This window comes from Rossellomorea arthrocnemi, from assembly GCF_904424705.1.
GTDB lineage: Bacteria > Bacillota > Bacilli > Bacillales > Bacillaceae_B > Rossellomorea > Rossellomorea arthrocnemi.
In genome coordinates this window covers 56,017-75,108 of record NZ_CAJGBF010000013.1, presented here as the reverse complement: position 1 = coordinate 75,108, position 19,092 = coordinate 56,017, and the positions used below count along the sequence as shown (strand labels likewise).

Genomic DNA, 19,092 nt, shown 5'->3' with positions numbered 1-19,092 from the left:
GGAGAGTGCATTTTATGATCAAAGCTGCGCTATTCGACCTTGATGGAACCCTATTAAACAGGGATGCATCTGTCCATGCATTCATTACCAACCAATATGAACGACTCTACCCTTCGCTGCACCATATTCCTAAAGATTTATACATTTCGAGATTCATTGAATTAGATCAGAGGGGTTCCGTGTGGAAAGACAGAGTTTACAAGCAACTGATTGAAGAATTTATGATTTCTGAATTAACTTGGAAAGAACTGCTTGAGGATTATGTTAGTCAATTTAAACACAGTTGTGTACCTTTTCTCCATTTACATAATATGCTGGGTGAATTAAAGGTGGCAGGGTTAAAATTGGGTATGATTACGAACGGTTTTGGCCGATTTCAAATGGACAATATCCTGGCACTTGAAATTGAACATTACTTTCATGAAATTCTAATTTCTGAGTGGGAAGGACTGAAAAAGCCTGACCCTGAAATATTCGGGCGTGCGACAAAAAGATTAGATGTAGAACCTCAAGAGTGCATCTTTGTTGGGGATCACCCTGAGTATGATGTGTACGGTGCCCAAAAGATAGGGATGAAGGGGGTTTGGAAAAGAGATCCTCAATGGAGAGATGCAAAGCATGCAGATGCTGTGATTGATGATTTGGCTGATTTAACACGGTTTATTAGGACACACAAACAACCAGAGTAAGAATGGAGAATGTGCGTTTTACAAATCTATTAAAATGGCTGTTTTCGTATATACTGTTGCTTTTGAAGAAGCGTGTAGTGGTTGATTACAGCGAGAGATCCTCGCTTTCCCTGTGCCCCGGCCCCTTGAGGTTATAAGCCAAATGCTCCAAGAAGGGAAAAGAGAGCCTTCTTAGGCCCCTTCATCTTATGTTTGGCGGGGCTTGAGCAAGCCGCTTCCGCTTTTCGGACTGTCCAGCTCCAGCGCCTTAGCCCCTCGAGGTCATAAGCTAAATGGTCCAAGAAGGCGAAGAACGCCTTCTTAGCCCCTTCATCTTATGCTTGTCGGGGCTGAGCAAGCAGCTTCCGCTTTTCGGGCTTACCCCGGAAGCGAAGCTGAGGAGGCTCGGCCGACCGTCCTTCCGTGGAAAGCGGAGCAGGTCCCACTCACCCTGCAGCACATACCCAATGTCAGAGCATGTGCAAAATACTGTATATGTAATCATAACCACAAACTTTGCGAAAAGAGTCTTTAAAAATAACAATAATGATTAAGAATATTTACGGTCCCATGGTGGGAAAGGTACTGATGTTTGAGATCCGGCACATTTCCAACCGTTTGATTTATCATCCACATGTCCCAATAAAATAAGAAGCTCCCTTTAGCCGGAGAGTCCTCCCAATTATTTGTCTCCCATCACCACCACAGTATGATAGCCTCTCGATGAGGGCCCTTGTTTCATTTCAATGTTTAAAAATCCAATGCACTTCATTATAGGAATCAGTTCTTCAGATAACATGGCCTGTATACCGGTCCATGAGTTTCCGTCTTTCCCATCGCTTAGAGTGATCACGATTGAGCCCTTCTCCTTTAAGACACGATAAATTTCCATAACCGTTTCTTGCAAAGTGTCCCAAAAATAAATTGACTGGATGCTGAATACTTTTGAAAACATGTTGTCTTGAAAGGGCAGATTGACTACATTTCCCTGAACAAATTCGGCACGGCCACTCTTGATATTTGATCTATTTCGATTGCGTGCAGAGATTAGAGCAGTCTTCGATAAATCCAGCCCTACTACTTTTTGAACAGCTGAATCACATATAGCCTTTTTTATGGCATAACCGGCTCCGCATCCAAGTTCCAGAGCAAGATCGTTTTCCTTCAGGTCGAGCAGTTTCAATGTCCACATCGTTTCAATTTTATGTTGGAGGGCCATTTTTTCTCCAAAGTATATCCCGACCAGTCCTTTAGGTGTTTTATACTGTTGATCTATCTTCATCATCAGCCATTTCTTCATCCGTGAATGTACCTCCTTATTGGAGCTGAATTTCATTGCTACGTACATATACCATCTTTTGTAGTTGTATGTATAGTATATACCTTTCTAAATTTCTATTAAATACAAATTACGTTTGGCGGTTAAGGGAAACTCCTTACCTCTAAAAGGGTGAATTACTCTAAGCTACCACTATTAAAATTGTGTAATTTCTAGTATAATAGTCTTCTTGATACTACATATTCAGCGGAACACGCTGTTTTGAATCAAATCAGGAGGGTCTATTTTGTTAGAATTCAGTAAATTAATTACAGAACCAGTAAAAACAGTTGCCATTAATATAGCCATTGTTTCTTTAGTTACAATCTCGTTGACCACATTAATATATTCGGTCCTAAAATTTATTAAGTTACCAGAAAAGTTTTTAGAAAATATTATTGGCCTGATCGTCGTATTCGTAGGAATAGGCACAGTTTATTATTCACTTAGGTGGGATTTGTTTCTCGCATTATAAGCACTTAAATTACACTAAAAAAGCATCCTAAGCGATGCTTTTTTTCATTTTAAAGGAAATGAGTCCGACGGTTTCGACCTTCATCCAATTGTCAAATCTCATTCATACGATGATAGGCTGCCAAACATAATGTATAAATAGAAAACTATTACGGATTCCCTTGAAAATTTGGAGAAATTTCTTTATATTTAGTAAATACCATTTTACCAAATGTTGGAGGCAGCTACCTATGAATGACATGAAGAAACTTTGTAACTCCATTAATACTTGTCTAACAAGAGAGAAGTCGACTACTCAAGAACTACATATGGGAGAGATTGTATACTTGCTGAGGGTAAAGTCTCAACTGACTCAAGAAGAGTTAGCTGTGAAAGCAAATGTCTGCACTCAGACTATCAAGAGACTTGAAGGTGGCAGGGAAAGGGTGAGTGACATCACTTGTCGAGTAATATTTGAAGCATTAGGAGTAAATATTATTCGACTGACAAAGCTTCTAGACGAGTGACCAAATAGGCTCGTCTAATAGATAGAGAGAAGGAATAACAAAAATATAAAAATACGTATCATTGAAACATTTATGAGCCGTTTTATTGGAAGTGTATTTTTTCCATTTATGCCCATCTACCTAGACTTCCATTTTGGAGCAAGGGTGGCAGGGCTATTACTTTTGATCAATGTCTTTATTGGGATGGGAACAGCATTATTGGTGGCATTCTTCATTGATGAGAGCTACGCAACGGTGAAAACGGATATGAAACCACCTCAACATGTAAGGAAACTAATTTTAAATTACGGAAAAGTTATAAAGGACAAGCTGTTTGTCCTTTTACCGTTGCTGGTGTACTCATTCTGTCGATGGAAGTTCAACTTACAAACTTCATTGGTATACGCCTAATATACGATTCTGGTTGTGATCCTCATGTTAATTGTCACAAGGAGTCCTCATTCATTAAAAGACCAAACTGTATTAGTTTGGAGTTGTTTTTTCTTTTTAGCCAGCAATGCGGCACTTGCTTTTTCTAATAACTTATTTATCCTACTCCTCATGATGGGGATACTGACTATCAGTGAAGTGTTCCGTGTACCCGTTGAGCAATCCTATATGGGAGCCTCTCCCATGACAATGCCCGCAGTTCATATATGGCATTTAATGGACTGAAATTCAACATATCTATGCTGATTGCTTCTATCACAGTGACAGTCGGGGCTCTTCTTCCATCAGGGGTGATGGCAGTGATCATCCTTGCCATCGGACTTGCTTGTACATTTATTCTAAAAATGATTTCTCCAGACCTGGAAATGCGAAAAGAGGGAGTCGGGCTGAAGCAAAATAGTAGCACAGTCAATGCAGGATAGTAAAAAACTTATTTATATCTGCAGATGGATTAGGAGTAGATCTGGTTCTTGATAAGTGTGTTTTTGTAAAGATTGTTTAAAATTGCTAAGAAGATTAGAAGGCTGTAGCTTGAAATTTGAAATAAGCGGATGCTATATTATCCTGAATAAGGTACGAAACCAAGTCATACCTTTAATAGAGTTCAATTGGACGAAGGGAGAGCCTATGGATAATAAATGGGAAGTCGCTCTACCATCTTTATCTCAAATGACCGTGTCTTCAAATGCAAATAATGAACCTGTCACGATCCATGGTGCTAATGAAACTTTGCGATGCATTGGTGTCGGGACAGATGCGGCTGTCTTTCAATCTATTTATGCACCTGACTTTGCTTTCAAACTGTATGCTGATGATAAAAGATCTAAAATAAAGATTGAAAAAAAAGTCTATCATTCCATCGGGGATTCTCCTTATTTCTCTACCTGCTATGCGGCTTACGATACATTACTGGTATTAAGTTTTGAAGAAGGGCCGACACTCTTTGACTGCTTGCTGCAGGGGATACCAATTCCTCATCAAGTGGTACAAGACGTCGAGAAGGCAAGACAATATGTTCGGGAACAAGGAATGAACCCCCGTGATATCCATTTAAAAAACATTTTATTGCAAAATGGGAGAGCGAAAATCATTGATGTATCAGAATATGTTCTGCCAGGAAATGATTTCAGATGGGAACACTTGAAGAAAGCCTATGATGATCATTATGACCTTATAGAAGGGAGAGCTGTACCTTTTTGGTTATTGGAAACCATTCGAAAATGGTATAACTCTTGGAATAAGCATTTTGGCTCGTACGAGGAATTTATGAAAAAAGTATCAAAGTTTACCTCATTTAAATAAGAAAGAAATCGTTCAGAGTACTCATTGCTTTGAACGTTTTTTTATAGAGAAGAGTATCTAAGAACACAAATCAGTTGTGCAAAAGGCTTTCATTTGACATAATTTATTTAAGAATAATTGTTATTGTTTAGAAAGGTGGAGGGGAGAAGATGTGGTATAAAAACGAAGTATCGAAGAGTTTGGGGATACAATATCCCATCATCCAAGCAGGAATGGCCGGAGGAGTCACTACACCTCAACTGGTTGCCTCAGTATCTAACTCAGGTGGCCTGGGAACGCTTGGAGCGGGATATATGTCTGTCACCGGTCTGCAGGAAGCGATCAAACAAGTAAAGAAACAGACAGACCTTCCATTTGGAGTGAATATTTTCATACCCGAAGCACCGCAGTATAATGAAGAACAAGTGAACCTTATGGGAAAATTACTTGAACCCTTCAAGAAAGAATTGAATGTATTGAACGATAGTCAAGGCATAAAAAACGAAATAGATTTTGAAAAACAGATTGAAACCCTCATAGAGGAAGAAGTGCCGGTGTGCAGCTTTACGTTTGGATCTCCACCTAAAGAGATAATGAAAGAGTTGAAAAGAGAAGGAATCAAAGTGATCGGAACTGCTACAACAGTGGAAGAGGCATTAATCAATCAAGAATGTGGGGTGGATATGGTGGTCGCACAGGGAAGCGAAGCCGGTGGGCACCGAGGTACATTTAATGGAACTTACGAAGATTCGATGATCGGAACGTTCTCTCTTATTCCACAGGCAGTGGATGCTGTGAAAATCCCGGTTATTGCAGCAGGCGGAATTATGGATGGAAGGGGCATGATAGCCGCTCTAGCCCTTGGTGCAAAAGGGGTTCAAATGGGTACCGCATTTCTAACAATGAAAGAAAGTGGAGCAAAAGACCTGCACAAGAGAGCCATTTTACAAGCTGAAGAGACAAGTACAACCCTCACATCTGTTTTCAGCGGTAAACCGGCGAGGGGGCTTTCAAACACATTCACAAACGTGATGAAAAAGTATGAGAATCAATTACTTCCTTATCCCATTCAAAACGAATTGACTAAAGAAATAAGAAAGGTAGCCGGTAATCAAAATAACAAAGAATGTATGTCTTTATGGGCCGGCCAAAGCCCACGGCTCAGTAAAGATGTTTATGCACATGAGCTGATCGATTCCATAGTAAAGGAAGTAGAAGAAGGATTACATAAATTAACAAGATAGACATTTTTCCGTTGATTTCATCCTTTCATAATCATCTTTAGTCCCATTATCACAAATCTTATTTTCCAATTTTTTGACCTTGTAATACTTTCTAGCAAAGGTATAATTTTGATATGAGGAAAGGGCTTTTTTATTTAAAATAAATTTTCATAATAATTAAAATCATTTCGTCAAGGTGCATTTTCTAGGAGGTACACATGAGAGAAATTTTACCGGGGTCCGTGCTGTCACACGTGCAGTATGGTTATCAAAAAGTTCCTAAGAAGGTTAAAAGTCAATGTCCAAACTGCTCTAAGACCAGTGAGTTTCTGTTAAAAGCCAATTTCTATCAAGTGAATAAGAAGGGGTTATTCGCTGAGGCTAATTGCTCGGAGTGTAGGAATCCGGCTGTTTTCATTGTAATGTTAAATAATGATTCTGTTAATCGAAGCGAGGAATCCGTTCTTTATATTTACGACCCTTTAGCTACGAACGGTCCATTGGATCAGATTCAGGGGAATAAAAGGATCCCACAGGACCTTGTCCGTTCATTCCGTTCTGCATTAAATGTAAGCCAGTCAAAGGATAATTCTGCAACTGCCGTGATGTCCAAGCGAGTACTTGAGAGTGTTCTAAAGAATTTCAATGGGGATAAATCGTCCGGGCAATCATTGTCGGAACAATTCGATCAGTTGCCTAAGAATGTCGACCTATCCAAGCCAATCCAAGCTCTCAGTCATCTTGTTCATCCCAACTCTGCATTTTACGAAATGCTCGAACTGGAACGGGAAATAGACGATGAAACAGCCGGGCTACTGATGGAATTATTGGAAGGTTTGATTGAATACCTGTATGTACTTCCAGAGAAAATCGAAACCTTACAAGAGAAAATCGAAAAGAAATATTAGTAGAAGGAGAGTGGTGTTTCAGGCACTCTCCTTTTTATAATGGTTTTACCTTAAGTGAATAGAGTGCTTGATTCACGTCATCGATATCATAAATTTTCTTTTCTAAACAAAACCGTATCACGAGATCGAATCGGTCACTGTCTGAAAGGGAGAAACCGGCTACATTCAACATATCTCCGGTTTCTTCCTCAGAGAGTTCCAGAGAAAGACACAGGGCTATCACTGTCCGTTTGCCAGGCTTGTAATCAGAAATCGATCTAATTTTGGAAAAGTGCTTTCGGTCAACCCCTGCTTTTTTATAGATGGCAGCATCTGTCTCACCCTTGTCATCGATATGCTGAAACAACCTCTCTGAAAAAGATGCTGATTGATGCCGCTCAATAAATTCTTACAGTTCACTGGAGTAAATGGTATCACTTAAAAAGGGTTCTTCTTTATGTATATCATATATCCGTATTGTTCTAGTTGTTTTCACAAAATCATGAAGTTCCTGCAAAGTCTTTTCACTAAGCATATCATCACCTCCAAAATGTCGCTTACGGGGCGACCCATATCTTACTCTTCATGGTTATGATTATATCAGAAACGATAAAGAGAGGATGAAAAAAATGAATACTGATCTAACCGAAATCATATTCCTGTTAGATAGAAGCGGTTCAATGGGTGGACTTGAACATGAAACAATTGAAGGTTATAACTCTTTTATTGAAAATCAGAGTCAATTACCTGGTAGAACACTTGTTACTACGGTTCTTTTTGATGATACAGTCGAGCAGTTATGGAGTGGAATAGAGGCGAATAAGGTAAGACTTACGCAGGAGGAGTATTATGTAAGAGGTAGCACTGCTCTATTGGATGCTATCGGCAAAACGATTCACAAAGTGGGTCATCGCTTATCAGGTATTGAAAAAGTGGAGCGACCAAAAAAAGTCATCTTCGTGATCACTACAGATGGTATGGAAAACTCGAGCGTTGATTATTCAGCAAGCCTGGTGAAGGATCTGATCAGTCATCAACAGGAGCGGTACAATTGGGATTTCATTTTTCTGGGGGCGAATATCAATGCTGCTGAAGAAGCAATGAATATTGGCATCGATATCGGGAATTCGTATCAATTTGAAGCTTCATCCAAAGGGGTTGAAGATATGTATGATGTGGTGAGTGAAGCAGTGATTGATAAAAGAAAAAGATATTAATATGTTCGGGGATCTCATCTATTGGATGGGATTTTTTCTTTATATTTCGGTGAAACTGGGAGGGCATCTGTTAGGTCAGATAGAAATATTCGGGGAACCAAAAATCCAAGCATATCCAAGCCAATATAGATTAACTTACTTCAGAATCAAGATCTTTCATGATTATGAATAGAATTTATTTAAATTTTGCCAAAACTAGTTTATCATAATGAGGTAGTTTCAATTTATGCAAAAGTCAGTGGAATTAAAGGAAGGTAAACTATGATGACAGAAAATGAAAAGAATATTACGAGAATACATATGGATGGGAAGGAATATATTCTCATCGGCACGGCTCATGTGTCTCGTCAGAGTGCAGAGCAAGTAAAAGAAGTGATAAAAGCCGAACAACCCGACACGGTGTGTGTAGAGCTGGACGAGCCTAGGTATCAATCCATCGTCGAAGGAGATAAATGGAGAGACACCGACATCTTCCAAGTCATTAAGGATAAGAAGGCCACATTGCTGCTCATGAACCTTGCCATTGGATCATTCCAGCGACGAATGGCCAAACAATTCGGTATCAAACCAGGACAGGAAATGATTCAAGGCATTGAATCTGCAAAAGAAATTCAAGCGGAACTCGTTCTGGCTGACCGAAACATCCAGGTGACATTTTCAAGAATTTGGAATACTGTCGGTTTCAGCGGGAAAGCCAAGCTCCTGACCCAGATCGTATACAGTATTTTCAGCAATGATACAATTACAGAGGAAGAACTCGAAAAAATAAAATCACAGGATATGTTGGATTCAATGCTGAATGAATTCACCCAGGTGTTTCCTAAACTGAAAACACCCTTGATCGATGAACGCGACCAATACCTGGCACAAAAAATAAAAGACGCACCAGGTAAGAAAATCGTTGCTGTTCTTGGTGCGGCACATGTTCCTGGAATCACGGAAGAAATCCATAACGAACATAACTTAGACAAGCTTAATGAAAGACCGGCTAAATCAAAATGGCCAAAAATCATAGGTTGGGCCATTCCTGTCATGATCCTGGCAGTCATTGCCTATACATTCATTTCAAACCCGGATGCAGGCATACAGCAGGGGATCAGCTGGATCTTATGGAACGGCGGTTTCTCAGCCCTTGGTGTAGCCATTGGCTTGGGACATCCGTTAGCTATATTAACAGCATTCGTAGCGGCACCTATCACTTCATTGAATCCTCTCCTGGCAGCTGGTTGGTTTGCAGGTTTCGTCCAAGCCTATTTCCGCAGGCCCAATGTAGGTGACTTCGACTCTCTCCCCGACGATGTTCTAAGCATAAAAGGATTCTGGAGAAACAAAGTAACCCGCATCCTGCTCATTGTTGTGCTTGCCAATTTAGGAAGTACACTGGGAACGTTCATTGGAGGAGCAGACGTTGTAAGATTATTTCTTGAAAATATATAGAAACGAAATAAGCTATCCTTCAGGATGGCTTATTTTATTGATAATCGGTTGGAATATTATGTTAAAATGAATGTAACAATAGCTTATGGAGGGGATTATGATTACGGAGTTCATCAATCGATACGCCCACTGGATGCTTCTTCTTATCGTAGGATTGAGTACCATGATGGGATTTACACTCTTTACATCTTCGGTTCAAGGTATTATCGCCGGCATATTTGGAATAGTAGGATTTTTGGGTGTTACATATTTGGCCATCCATTTGGAGGTGCAGAAGCGGAAGAAGGATAGATAATTCAGTAACCATTGGCGCTGGGTATACACGATGTTTTTAAACATACGGTCCACCCGGGCTAATGTCAAAAAGGTGTGTACATGGATGGGGACCGTAGCTGCTTCGCTTCAGGAGTACTGGAACGAGGGAGTCCACGCAGTTCCAAGATCCCTATTTAAGTGGTTTTTCGTGACAGTACTAAATAATCGATTCACAAAAGAAAGGACTACCCCATGATATACGTTATCAGACACGGTCAAACGGATATGAACAAACAAGGAAGAATGCAAGGAAGGAAAGGAGTTACATTAAATGAAGAAGGAATCAGACAAGCCAAAGATTTAAAACAGCAACTAAGTCACATCAGATTCGATCACGTCATTTCTTCTCCACAGGAAAGAGCCGTCCAAACAGCTGAAATTGCTACGGGGATGTCGTGTATGATCGATTCGAGATTGGATGTATTTGATATAGGCGAGGCAGATGGATTGTTGAAAGGGGAGGTGAAAATGGATGGACCACTTCCTGATCCATCTTACTATAATGGGGTGGAGGACACTGAGCAGTATATGAAAAGAATTCTACACTTCATGGAAGAGCTACATAGACTTCATGGAAATGAAAATAAAAATATTTTCATTTCAGGGCACAGATGTACAACAGGTGCAATCGGGGCATTTTTTAACGGAATTCCTAATGATCAAAATATTTTAAACTTCTCCTCCAATAATGGCGAATATAAACATTACGAATTTACGTTAAAAAGATGATCAGAAACAAAGAAAAACTTAAAATGCAATGGCGCAGACGCGTTTTCAAAAAAATCTTCGGGTATATAGGAATTAACGTTACCCCTGACCCGGTGTGACGTTTGATAATCAATATTCATCACAGATCATCCATGATTTTGTATTCTCTTATGTAGTAAGAGTACAGCCTACCCGGTTTAAATACATGCCCACTATATGGGTTCTCTCAGGTATTGTTTTTTAGACACTCGATTTCGAAAAATGAATGATTCATTTTAGTTACATAATTAATTTTTGAAGAATATATTGAAAAAATAAGCCTATATTTATTATAATAACAGAAAGGATTTATAGAGGAGGATCTAATGGACACCCACAGGAGTAAAAGAATATCAAAGTTATACAGAAAGTTAATTACTTCTGATGCAACGCAAGCTTTCCTTATTTATAAAGGCCTAGATGAGACGACGAAAGCAGAACTACTTGATTTGGTGGCAGAGATGGGCTCTCAGCACTCAGAAAAACTGTTGAATAAAATAAGCTAACATACATTTACCGAGTTTAAGACCTGGAGAGATCATTTCTCCAGGTCTTTTTCTTATGGAAGGGTCAATTCGGGTGAAGAGGTGATTTTTAGAAGAAGGAAAATTTTTTTATCAGCGGAATTCAGAATATATCAGCGAACCCTAATCAGAATCCTCTTTGTCACCCAATAAAAAATCACTTTGAGATTTTCATTATCATTACAACGACAATTCCCATTAGAATATTCCAATATAATATCTATAAGTCGTATGTCCTATCCTCAAATTCAATCAAATTGCTGTCCACTAACAAAAGAGAGGGGTGTGATTTACATTATATAACCCAACGCATTTTTAGTTTTGATCAGATTTGATGATTCTATTTAACTATTTATTCTTTCGCAAGGAGAAAAATCTTCATGAAATAAAATAATATAGTTCGATTTTCCCTATTTCATGAAAATAGGAATATATTCCTTTTTATTCAAAAAATTGTTGTAATTAGGCGAATTAATTATTATAATATTAAGAAAATTTAATAAATATTACCTAAGAAGGGAGGACCTATTAATGAACGTATATATGTCAGTTGATATGGAAGGTATTACAGGTCTTGTGGATCACACACATGTATCATCGAATAAGCATAATTATGAACGGGGAAGAATCATTATGACCGATGAGGCGAATGCCGTGGTGACGTCAGCTTTTGAATTAGGGTGTAAAGAGGTGGTAGTGAATGATAGTCATTCACAAATGAATAATCTGTTAATAGAGAAGCTGCACCCTGAAACGAAGCTGATATCTGGTGGAGTAAAACCATTTTCAATGGTTCAAGGACTGGATGAGACGTTTGATGGGGCTTTTTTTGTGGGTTATCATGCCAGGGCTTCCATGAAGGGCGTGATGTCCCACAGCATGATCTTCGGAGTTCGAAACATGTATATCAATGATGTAGCAATTGGCGAACTGGGATTTAATGCATATGTAGCAGGGTACTATGGAGTTCCTGTCTTAATGATTGCCGGGGACGACCAGGCCGCACTAGAGGCAGAAGCTTTGATTCCCAATGTGACGACAGCTGTGGTAAAGGAAACCATATCCCGTTCTGTTGCGAAAAGCCTCACACCGGAGAAATCAGCACTGTTATTAAAGAGAAAAACAGAAGAAGCAATACATAATATGAAAAAAGTAGAACCACTTATCCCCCCTGAACAACCACTGTTACGCATTGAGTTTGCAAATTACGGACAAGCGGAGTGGGCAAGTCTCATGCCGGGAACGATTCATGAAGAAGGAACAACGACCGTGAGATTTAAGGCAAAGGATATCCTTGAAGCATATAGAGCCATGCTTGTTATGACTGAACTTGCGATGAGAACAACATTCTGTTAGAAAGTGTGAGAATAATGAGTACATATTTGTTGAAACGACTATTGGCCATGGTGATTACTCTTTGGCTGATTGTAACGTTAACGTTCTTCCTGATGCATGCCATACCGGGCTCTCCATTTAATGAAGAGCGAAACACAAGTGAAATGGTACAGCAAAATTTAGAAGCTCATTACCATTTAGATGAACCATTGATGGTGCAATATTTTCTTTATTTAAAGTCGCTTATTTCATTGGATTTTGGCCCTTCTATCACACAGCCATCTCAAACAGTGAACGATTTGCTTGGAAGGGGATTCCCGATTTCCTTTGAACTGGGTATGACAACTCTTATAATAGCTGTGCTTTCCGGCATCCTCCTGGGGGTATTGGCAGCCCTTAGACACAACGGAATCATTGACTATATGGCGATGACATTTGCCGTACTGGGAATTTCAATCCCGAACTTTGTTATGGCGACTTTGCTTATACAGGAATTGGCGGTAAACAGAGGCATCTTTCCTGTTGCAACCTGGACAAGCTGGAGACATATGGTTCTCCCTACTTTGGCATTAGCTACGGGACCAATGGCGATCATTGCCCGGCTCACCCGCTCAAGTATGCTTGAAGTACTGACTCAGGATTATATACGCACAGCACGCGCTAAAGGGTTGTCACCCATCAAGATTGTCGTTAAGCATGCCTTGAGAAATGCATTGTTACCGGTTGTGACTGTGCTTGGAACTCTTGCCGCAGGGATTTTGACGGGAACCTTCGTCATTGAACAAATCTTTGCCATCCCGGGTATGGGGAAATACTTTGTTGAAAGCATCAATCAGCGTGATTATCCAGTTATCATGGGGACGACGGTATTTTATAGTGCCTTTCTCATTATCATGCTATTTTTAGTCGATTTGGCATATGGTTTCCTTGATCGACGGATTAAGTTACATAAGAAGGAGGCGAAATAATGGGTGTTCCAAAACAACAAGAGCCACTCGTGACTTCAGACGTCCAGGATGAATGGTTCGCACCGAAGAAGAGGAATAAAACTGATGCTGAAGCGGTGGTGAGACCGAGTCTATCCTATTGGCAGGATGCGTGGAAACGTCTCCTGAAAAATAAGCTCGCTATGCTTGGGTTAGTATTCTTGACTGGATTGGTTGTGATGGCTGTCATCGGCCCGATCATTTCTCCTCACGATGTAACAAAGCAAACACTTTCTAACCAAAACCTGGCTCCTTCTGGTGAACACTGGTTTGGCACGGATGATATGGGGAGAGATGTGTTTACCCGAACTTGGTATGGCGCACGGATATCCCTGTTCGTTGGTTTCATGGCAGCGCTTATCGATTTTGTGATTGGGATTGTATATGGTGGCATTGCGGGTTATAAAGGTGGTAAAACGGATAATGTCATGATGCGCATTGTGGAAATTTTATACGGATTGCCTTATCTGCTTGTCGTCATTTTGTTAATGGTGGTTATGGGACCAGGACTGCTCACCATCATCGTTGCCTTAACGGTAACCGGATGGATCGGTATGGCGAGAATAGTACGGGGACAGGTGCTCCAAATTAAGAACTACGAATTTATTTTAGCTTCTAAAACGTTCGGAACGAAAACGGCAAGGATCATTCGAAAGAATCTCCTTCCCAATACAATGGGACCGATAATCGTACAGATGACACTGACTGTCCCGAGTGCCATTTTTGCCGAAGCTTTCTTAAGTTTCCTTGGACTTGGAATTCAGGCCCCCTATGCGAGCTGGGGTGTGATGGCAAATGACGGATTATCTACAATTTTATCAGGCTACTGGTGGCGTTTATTCTTCCCGGCATTATTCATTTCATTGACGATGTTTTCATTCAATGTGTTGGGAGACGGATTACAGGATGCACTTGATCCGAAACTAAGGAGGTAATCATCATGAGCGAAGTTTTATCTGTAAAAGATCTCCACGTCTCATTTACAACATATGGTGGAGAGGTCAAGGCTGTCAGGGGCGTAAGCTTTGATCTACATAAAGGAGAGACTCTGGCGATTGTAGGAGAGTCCGGATGCGGGAAGAGTGTGACTTCTCAGAGCATCATGAGACTCATACCTCATCCCCCGGGAAAAGTAACTGGCGGGAGGATCTTGTTTAAGGGAGAAGATCTATTAAAGATATCCGAACCCCAAATGAGAAAGGTACGTGGAGCCGATATTTCCATGATCTTTCAGGATCCCATGACGGCACTCAATCCCACTCTGACCATTGGCGATCAAATCATGGAGGGGATAATGCAGCACAACGATGTTTCCAAAAAGCAAGCGAAACAAAAAGCGATTGACATACTGAAACTCGTAAGTATTCCAAATCCGGAAGAGAGGCTGAAGCAGTATCCTCATCAATTTAGTGGAGGGATGCGGCAAAGAATTGTGATAGCTATGTCTCTCGTTTGCGAACCGGATGTCTTAATTGCTGATGAGCCGACAACAGCCCTTGATGTTACTATACAAGCTCAAATCCTGGAATTGTTCAAAGAAATCCAGAAGAAGACAGGAGTCTCCATTATTTTAATCACACATGATTTAGGAGTCGTAGCTCAAGTGGCTGATCGAATTGCGGTCATGTATGCCGGAAAAATCGTAGAGGAAGGGAACAGACGAGAAATTTTTTATCACTCACAACATCCCTACACTCAAGGGTTACTGAAATCGGTACCAAGGCTTGATCTTGATGGTGAAGACCTCATTCCGATTCCAGGTTCACCTCCTGACCTATTTTCACCTCCTGTTGCATGTCCATTTGTTCCACGTTGTGAAAAAGCAATGGAAGTATGCGACCGTGTGTATCCTGTAAAGACACAATTATCGAACGAACACCATGTCGACTGCTGGCTTCAGGATAAAAGAGCCAGAGACACGCTTTCACCGGTCAGCTTAACCATTCGATAAGCTGATCGTTTGATAGATAAATAGTATAAGAGGGGGAAAATCATGAAAAAAATAGTATCCGTTCTTCTAGTGGGAATGCTTCTATTCGTGCTCGCAGCTTGCACGGCCACGAAGGATGCAGGCAGTGAATCAGGCAGTGGGGACGATAAGAAAAAAGATGAAGGTAAGGTCCTTCATTTGAACAATGGCGCTGAACCAACATCCTTCGATCCACCTATCGGATTTGATTCTTACTCCTGGACTGCATTGAATAACTTAATGGAAGGGATGACCCGCTTAAATGCCAATCATGAACCAGAAGCCGCCATGGCCGAAAAGTGGGACGTCTCTGAAGATGGCAAAGTATATACATTCCATATTAGGGACAATGCCAAATGGTCAAATGGGGATGATGTCACAGCCGGAGATTTCGTATTCGCATGGAAACGCCTTTTAAATCCGGACACAGGATCACCGGCTGCTTTTCTGGGATACTTCATTGAAGGTGGAGAGGACTACAATACTGGAAAGGGTTCAGCAGACGATGTGAAAGTGGAGGCGAAGGATGAGAAAACATTCGAGGTCACACTAACTAGTCCCCAGGCCTACTTCTTGAGCGTCATTGCTAACCCTGCATTCTTCCCGATCAATGAAAAGGTCGCTACTGAAAACCCTGAATGGTTTGCAGAAGCGGACAGTTTTGTTGCAAATGGTCCTTTCAAACTAACGGAGTGGGAGCATGACAGCCATTTCGTCATGGAAAAGAATGATCAATATTGGGATAAGGATTCAGTGAAATTAGATAAAGTTCACTGGGCAATGGTAAATGATACAAATACGGATTATCAATTATACAAAACAGGTGAACTGGATACAGCTGATGTACCGGCTGATTTAAGTAAACAGTTATTCGAAGAAGGAAAAGTGAATGTTGAAGACCAGGCTGGAACATACTTCTATCGTTTCAATCTAGAAAAAGAGCCTTTCCAAAATCAAAACATTCGTAAAGCATTCGCAATGGCAGTTGATCAACAGCAAATGGTTGACTTTGTTACAAAGAACAAAGAAAAAGCAGCTTATGGATTCGTTTCAAAAGGATTTAAAGATCCTTCTGGCAAAGACTTCCGTGAAGCAAACGGAGACTTGGTGGAAACAGACGTTGAGGAAGCAAAAGCACTCTTGAAGAAGGGGATGGATGAAGAAGGATACGACAAACTTCCTGAAGTCACTTTAACATACAGCACAAGTGATACTCACCAAAAAATTGCTGAGGCACTTCAACAAATGTTCAAAGAAAACCTGGATGTCGACGTGAAATTAGCCAATATGGAGTGGAATGTATTCCAGGACGAACAAAAAGCTTTGAAATTCCAATTATCCCGTAGTTCATTCTTAGCAGACTATGCAGATCCGATCAACTTCCTGGAAAACTTCCAAACAGGACACTCCATGAACCGTACAGGATGGAGTAATGAAGAGTATGATAGTTTGATCAAACAAGCAATGAACGAAGCAGATGAAGCGAAACGTTTTGATTTAATGTATCAAGCCGAGAAAATTTTAATGGAGGAGATGCCGATTATTCCAATTCACTTCTATAATCATGTATATCTGCAAAATGAAGATGTGACAGGTATCGTTCGTCATCCGGTTGGTTACATGGAATTAAAATGGGCTGATAAAAAATAATGATTTGAAAACAGGATGAGTGGAGAGGCGCAAAGAGGCACTTTTTTGGCCATGCGTCTACTCCCTCTTTTTCTACGAAAGGGGTATGGTCCGTGTGATGATGAAACCTTCAAAACTCAAAAAAGGGGATATTGTAGGAGTCATAGCTCCTGCAAGCCCTCCAAAGACTGAACCATTGCAAAAAGCGATACGTTTTCTTGAGGAATTAGGATTAAACGTTAAAGTTGGAAAATCAGTACATAAGAAATATGGCTACTTGGCAGGTGAGGACAAAGAACGAATAGAAGATATCCATGAGATGTTTAAAGACAGGAATGTGAAAGCTATTTTTTGTGCGTGTGGAGGTTTTGGAACTGGGCGGATTGTATCCAGGTTGGATTTCGAACTGATCCGCCAAAACCCGAAAATCTTTTGGGGATATAGTGATATTACCTTTTTGCATACTGCTATTCATCAACAAACAGGTCTCGTAACCTTCCATGGGCCAATGTTAAGTTCAGATATCGGGCTTGATGACGTTCATGAAGCGACAAAAGAATCGTTTCAACAATTGTTTCATTCTGGGGACATTGAGTATACCTATGACAAATCGAAACTTGAGACGGTGGTGGAAGGAGTGGCGGGGGGGCAAGTAATCGGCGGGAACCTCACCTTGTTGGTCAGCACACTAGGTACTCCATATGAAGTGGATACGAAGGGGAAACTCCTTTTTATAGAAGATATTGATGAAGAGCCTTATAAAGTAGATCGTATGGTGAATCAGTTGAAAATGGCCAATAAATTCAATGAAGCATCTGGCATTATCATTGGAGACTTCAAAAACTGTGTACCTAAAAAACGCGAACGTTCCTTAACTCTTGACGAAGTTCTCACAGCACATATCGCTAGTGCAGGTAAGCCTGTAATAAAAGGGTTTAAAATCGGTCATTCTTCCCCGAGTATTGCAATCCCGGTGGGCAGCCTCGGAATAATGGATACGTTTGAACATACATTAAAGATTGAATCCGGTATAAGCGAGGTTGAGAATAGGTGAAAATCCATCAACTTGAAACATTCAGGGCATCCGTCCCTTTACATACCCCTTTTAAGACCGCTTTACGAACGGTAGAGGTGGCAGAAGCTATCTTTGTCAAATTGACTTGCGATAACGGGATTGTCGGCTGGGGAGAGGCACCCCCGACTGTGGTGATAACGGGAGAGAGTTTATCCAGCATTGACCATTGCATCCAACAAGTAATTAAACCCGCAATCGTAGGAAATAATCTTTTAAACTATGAGAATCTCTTTCAACATTTACAATCTTTACTCATTCGGAATTCAAGTGCCAAGGCAGCAGTGGACATGGCAATATATGATTGCTTAGCTCAACAATATAAAATACCACTCTATCAATTCCTTGGAGGGTATCGAAAGGAGCTCGAGACGGATTACACAGTGAGTGTAAACAGCCCGAAGGAAATGGGTGAAGATGCAGCAGCATATGTAAAAAATGGATTTGACGTACTGAAAGTGAAAGTCGGCAAAGATGACGTCGAAACAGATATTAAAAGAATTCAAGAGATCCGTCAACGGATCGGATATAATATCAAAATTAGGCTGGATGCCAATCAGGGATGGGAAGCAAAAGCCGCTGTAAAAGCGATTCGAAAGATGGAGGACCTTGATCTGAATATTGAGTTAGTTGAGCAGCCAGTACCTGCTCATGACATTGAAGGATTAAAAAGGGTCACAAATGCAGTCGAAACCCTGATCATGGCTGATGAAAGTGTTTTTACTCCTTATCAAGCATTTGAAGTATTAAAAACCCGAAGTGCAGATCTGATCAATATTAAACTTATGAAAGCGGGCGGAATTTTCCAGGCTCAGAAAATAAATGATCTTGCTGAAGTTTGCGGGGTAGAATGTATGGTTGGAAGCATGATTGAAACAAGACTGGGAATAACGGCGGCAGCCCACTTTGCTGCAAGCAGGAAAAATGTCACTCGATTTGATTTCGACGCTCCTCTCATGCTGGCTGAAGATATTATAGTGGGGGGAATAGGATATAACGGGCGGAAGATTACATTGCCTAACGAACCGGGTCTTGGGATAAAAAACGTAAAAGTTTGAATATAGGGGGAAATCAA

General features: G+C 40.6%; 21 protein-coding genes. 18 read left to right on the top strand and 3 right to left on the bottom strand.

The annotated features are described in order from the left end of the window. The first annotated feature begins 14 nt into the window (after positions 1 to 14). Complete coding sequence (locus BAA9072_RS16670) at positions 15 to 689, top strand: HAD family hydrolase (RefSeq protein WP_201715812.1); 675 nt, start codon at positions 15 to 17, stop codon at positions 687 to 689. Between the two features lie 661 nt (positions 690 to 1,350). Here BAA9072_RS16670 and BAA9072_RS16665 read toward each other — a convergent pair. Then, positions 1,351 to 1,968, bottom strand: coding sequence for a class I SAM-dependent methyltransferase (locus BAA9072_RS16665; RefSeq protein WP_201715811.1), 618 nt, complete (start codon positions 1,966 to 1,968; stop codon positions 1,351 to 1,353). A gap of 722 nt (positions 1,969 to 2,690) precedes the next feature. Between BAA9072_RS16665 and BAA9072_RS16660 the strand changes: the two genes are divergently transcribed. From BAA9072_RS16660 to BAA9072_RS16640, 6 genes are all read left to right on the top strand, one after another. Then, complete coding sequence (locus BAA9072_RS16660) at positions 2,691 to 2,966, top strand: helix-turn-helix domain-containing protein (RefSeq protein ID WP_201715810.1); 276 nt, start codon at positions 2,691 to 2,693, stop codon at positions 2,964 to 2,966. 144 nt (positions 2,967 to 3,110) lie between these two features. After that, entirely contained in the window at positions 3,111 to 3,356 is a 246-nt protein-coding gene (locus BAA9072_RS24340) for a hypothetical protein (protein ID WP_230980911.1), read from the top strand. A 245-nt stretch (positions 3,357 to 3,601) separates the two neighbouring features. Then, entirely contained in the window at positions 3,602 to 3,817 is a 216-nt protein-coding gene (locus tag BAA9072_RS24335; RefSeq protein WP_230980910.1) for a hypothetical protein, read from the top strand. A gap of 205 nt (positions 3,818 to 4,022) precedes the next feature. Beyond that, on the top strand, positions 4,023 to 4,697 hold the full coding sequence (locus BAA9072_RS16650) for a serine/threonine protein kinase (protein ID WP_201715857.1): 675 nt from the start codon (positions 4,023 to 4,025) through the stop codon (positions 4,695 to 4,697). A 149-nt stretch (positions 4,698 to 4,846) separates the two neighbouring features. Further along, positions 4,847 to 5,920: an NAD(P)H-dependent flavin oxidoreductase gene (locus BAA9072_RS16645; protein ID WP_201715809.1), complete on the top strand. Its 1,074-nt coding sequence runs from the start codon at positions 4,847 to 4,849 to the stop codon at positions 5,918 to 5,920. Positions 5,921 to 6,117: 197 nt separating this feature from the next. After that, the gene (locus BAA9072_RS16640) at positions 6,118 to 6,807 is read left to right on the top strand and encodes a hypothetical protein (RefSeq protein WP_201715808.1); all 690 of its coding nucleotides are present in this window, start codon (positions 6,118 to 6,120) and stop codon (positions 6,805 to 6,807) included. Between the two features lie 34 nt (positions 6,808 to 6,841). Here the strand turns inward: BAA9072_RS16640 and BAA9072_RS16635 are convergent, their stop codons facing one another. Next, complete coding sequence (locus tag BAA9072_RS16635; protein WP_201715807.1) at positions 6,842 to 7,153, bottom strand: hypothetical protein; 312 nt, start codon at positions 7,151 to 7,153, stop codon at positions 6,842 to 6,844. Positions 7,154 to 7,195: 42 nt separating this feature from the next. Then, on the bottom strand, positions 7,196 to 7,321 hold the full coding sequence (locus tag BAA9072_RS24550) for a hypothetical protein (RefSeq protein ID WP_269139968.1): 126 nt from the start codon (positions 7,319 to 7,321) through the stop codon (positions 7,196 to 7,198). 94 nt (positions 7,322 to 7,415) lie between these two features. Between BAA9072_RS24550 and BAA9072_RS16630 the strand changes: the two genes are divergently transcribed. From BAA9072_RS16630 to BAA9072_RS16580, 11 genes are all read left to right on the top strand, one after another. Then, the gene (locus BAA9072_RS16630) at positions 7,416 to 8,003 is read left to right on the top strand and encodes a vWA domain-containing protein (RefSeq protein WP_201715806.1); all 588 of its coding nucleotides are present in this window, start codon (positions 7,416 to 7,418) and stop codon (positions 8,001 to 8,003) included. A gap of 264 nt (positions 8,004 to 8,267) precedes the next feature. After that, positions 8,268 to 9,440: a TraB/GumN family protein gene (locus BAA9072_RS16625; RefSeq protein ID WP_201715856.1), complete on the top strand. Its 1,173-nt coding sequence runs from the start codon at positions 8,268 to 8,270 to the stop codon at positions 9,438 to 9,440. Positions 9,441 to 9,537: 97 nt separating this feature from the next. Beyond that, on the top strand, positions 9,538 to 9,735 hold the full coding sequence (locus BAA9072_RS16620) for a hypothetical protein (protein ID WP_201715805.1): 198 nt from the start codon (positions 9,538 to 9,540) through the stop codon (positions 9,733 to 9,735). Positions 9,736 to 9,947: 212 nt separating this feature from the next. Further along, complete coding sequence (locus tag BAA9072_RS16615) at positions 9,948 to 10,484, top strand: histidine phosphatase family protein (RefSeq protein ID WP_201715804.1); 537 nt, start codon at positions 9,948 to 9,950, stop codon at positions 10,482 to 10,484. A gap of 1,073 nt (positions 10,485 to 11,557) precedes the next feature. Then, positions 11,558 to 12,382: a M55 family metallopeptidase gene (locus BAA9072_RS16610; RefSeq protein ID WP_201715803.1), complete on the top strand. Its 825-nt coding sequence runs from the start codon at positions 11,558 to 11,560 to the stop codon at positions 12,380 to 12,382. 14 nt (positions 12,383 to 12,396) lie between these two features. Next, complete coding sequence (locus BAA9072_RS16605) at positions 12,397 to 13,329, top strand: ABC transporter permease (RefSeq protein ID WP_201715802.1); 933 nt, start codon at positions 12,397 to 12,399, stop codon at positions 13,327 to 13,329. After that, a complete protein-coding gene (locus tag BAA9072_RS16600; protein ID WP_201715801.1) occupies positions 13,329 to 14,282 on the top strand; it encodes an ABC transporter permease in 954 nt (317 codons plus the stop codon). The genes BAA9072_RS16605 and BAA9072_RS16600 overlap by 1 nt, the downstream gene beginning before the upstream one ends. A gap of 5 nt (positions 14,283 to 14,287) precedes the next feature. After that, the gene (locus BAA9072_RS16595; protein ID WP_201715800.1) at positions 14,288 to 15,298 is read left to right on the top strand and encodes an ABC transporter ATP-binding protein; all 1,011 of its coding nucleotides are present in this window, start codon (positions 14,288 to 14,290) and stop codon (positions 15,296 to 15,298) included. 42 nt (positions 15,299 to 15,340) lie between these two features. Next, complete coding sequence (locus BAA9072_RS16590; protein WP_201715799.1) at positions 15,341 to 16,966, top strand: peptide ABC transporter substrate-binding protein; 1,626 nt, start codon at positions 15,341 to 15,343, stop codon at positions 16,964 to 16,966. Positions 16,967 to 17,051: 85 nt separating this feature from the next. Continuing rightward, on the top strand, positions 17,052 to 17,999 hold the full coding sequence (locus BAA9072_RS16585) for a S66 peptidase family protein (RefSeq protein ID WP_230980909.1): 948 nt from the start codon (positions 17,052 to 17,054) through the stop codon (positions 17,997 to 17,999). Next, the gene (locus BAA9072_RS16580) at positions 17,996 to 19,075 is read left to right on the top strand and encodes a mandelate racemase/muconate lactonizing enzyme family protein (RefSeq protein WP_201715797.1); all 1,080 of its coding nucleotides are present in this window, start codon (positions 17,996 to 17,998) and stop codon (positions 19,073 to 19,075) included. The genes BAA9072_RS16585 and BAA9072_RS16580 overlap by 4 nt, the downstream gene beginning before the upstream one ends. Positions 19,076 to 19,092: the final 17 nt, after the last annotated feature.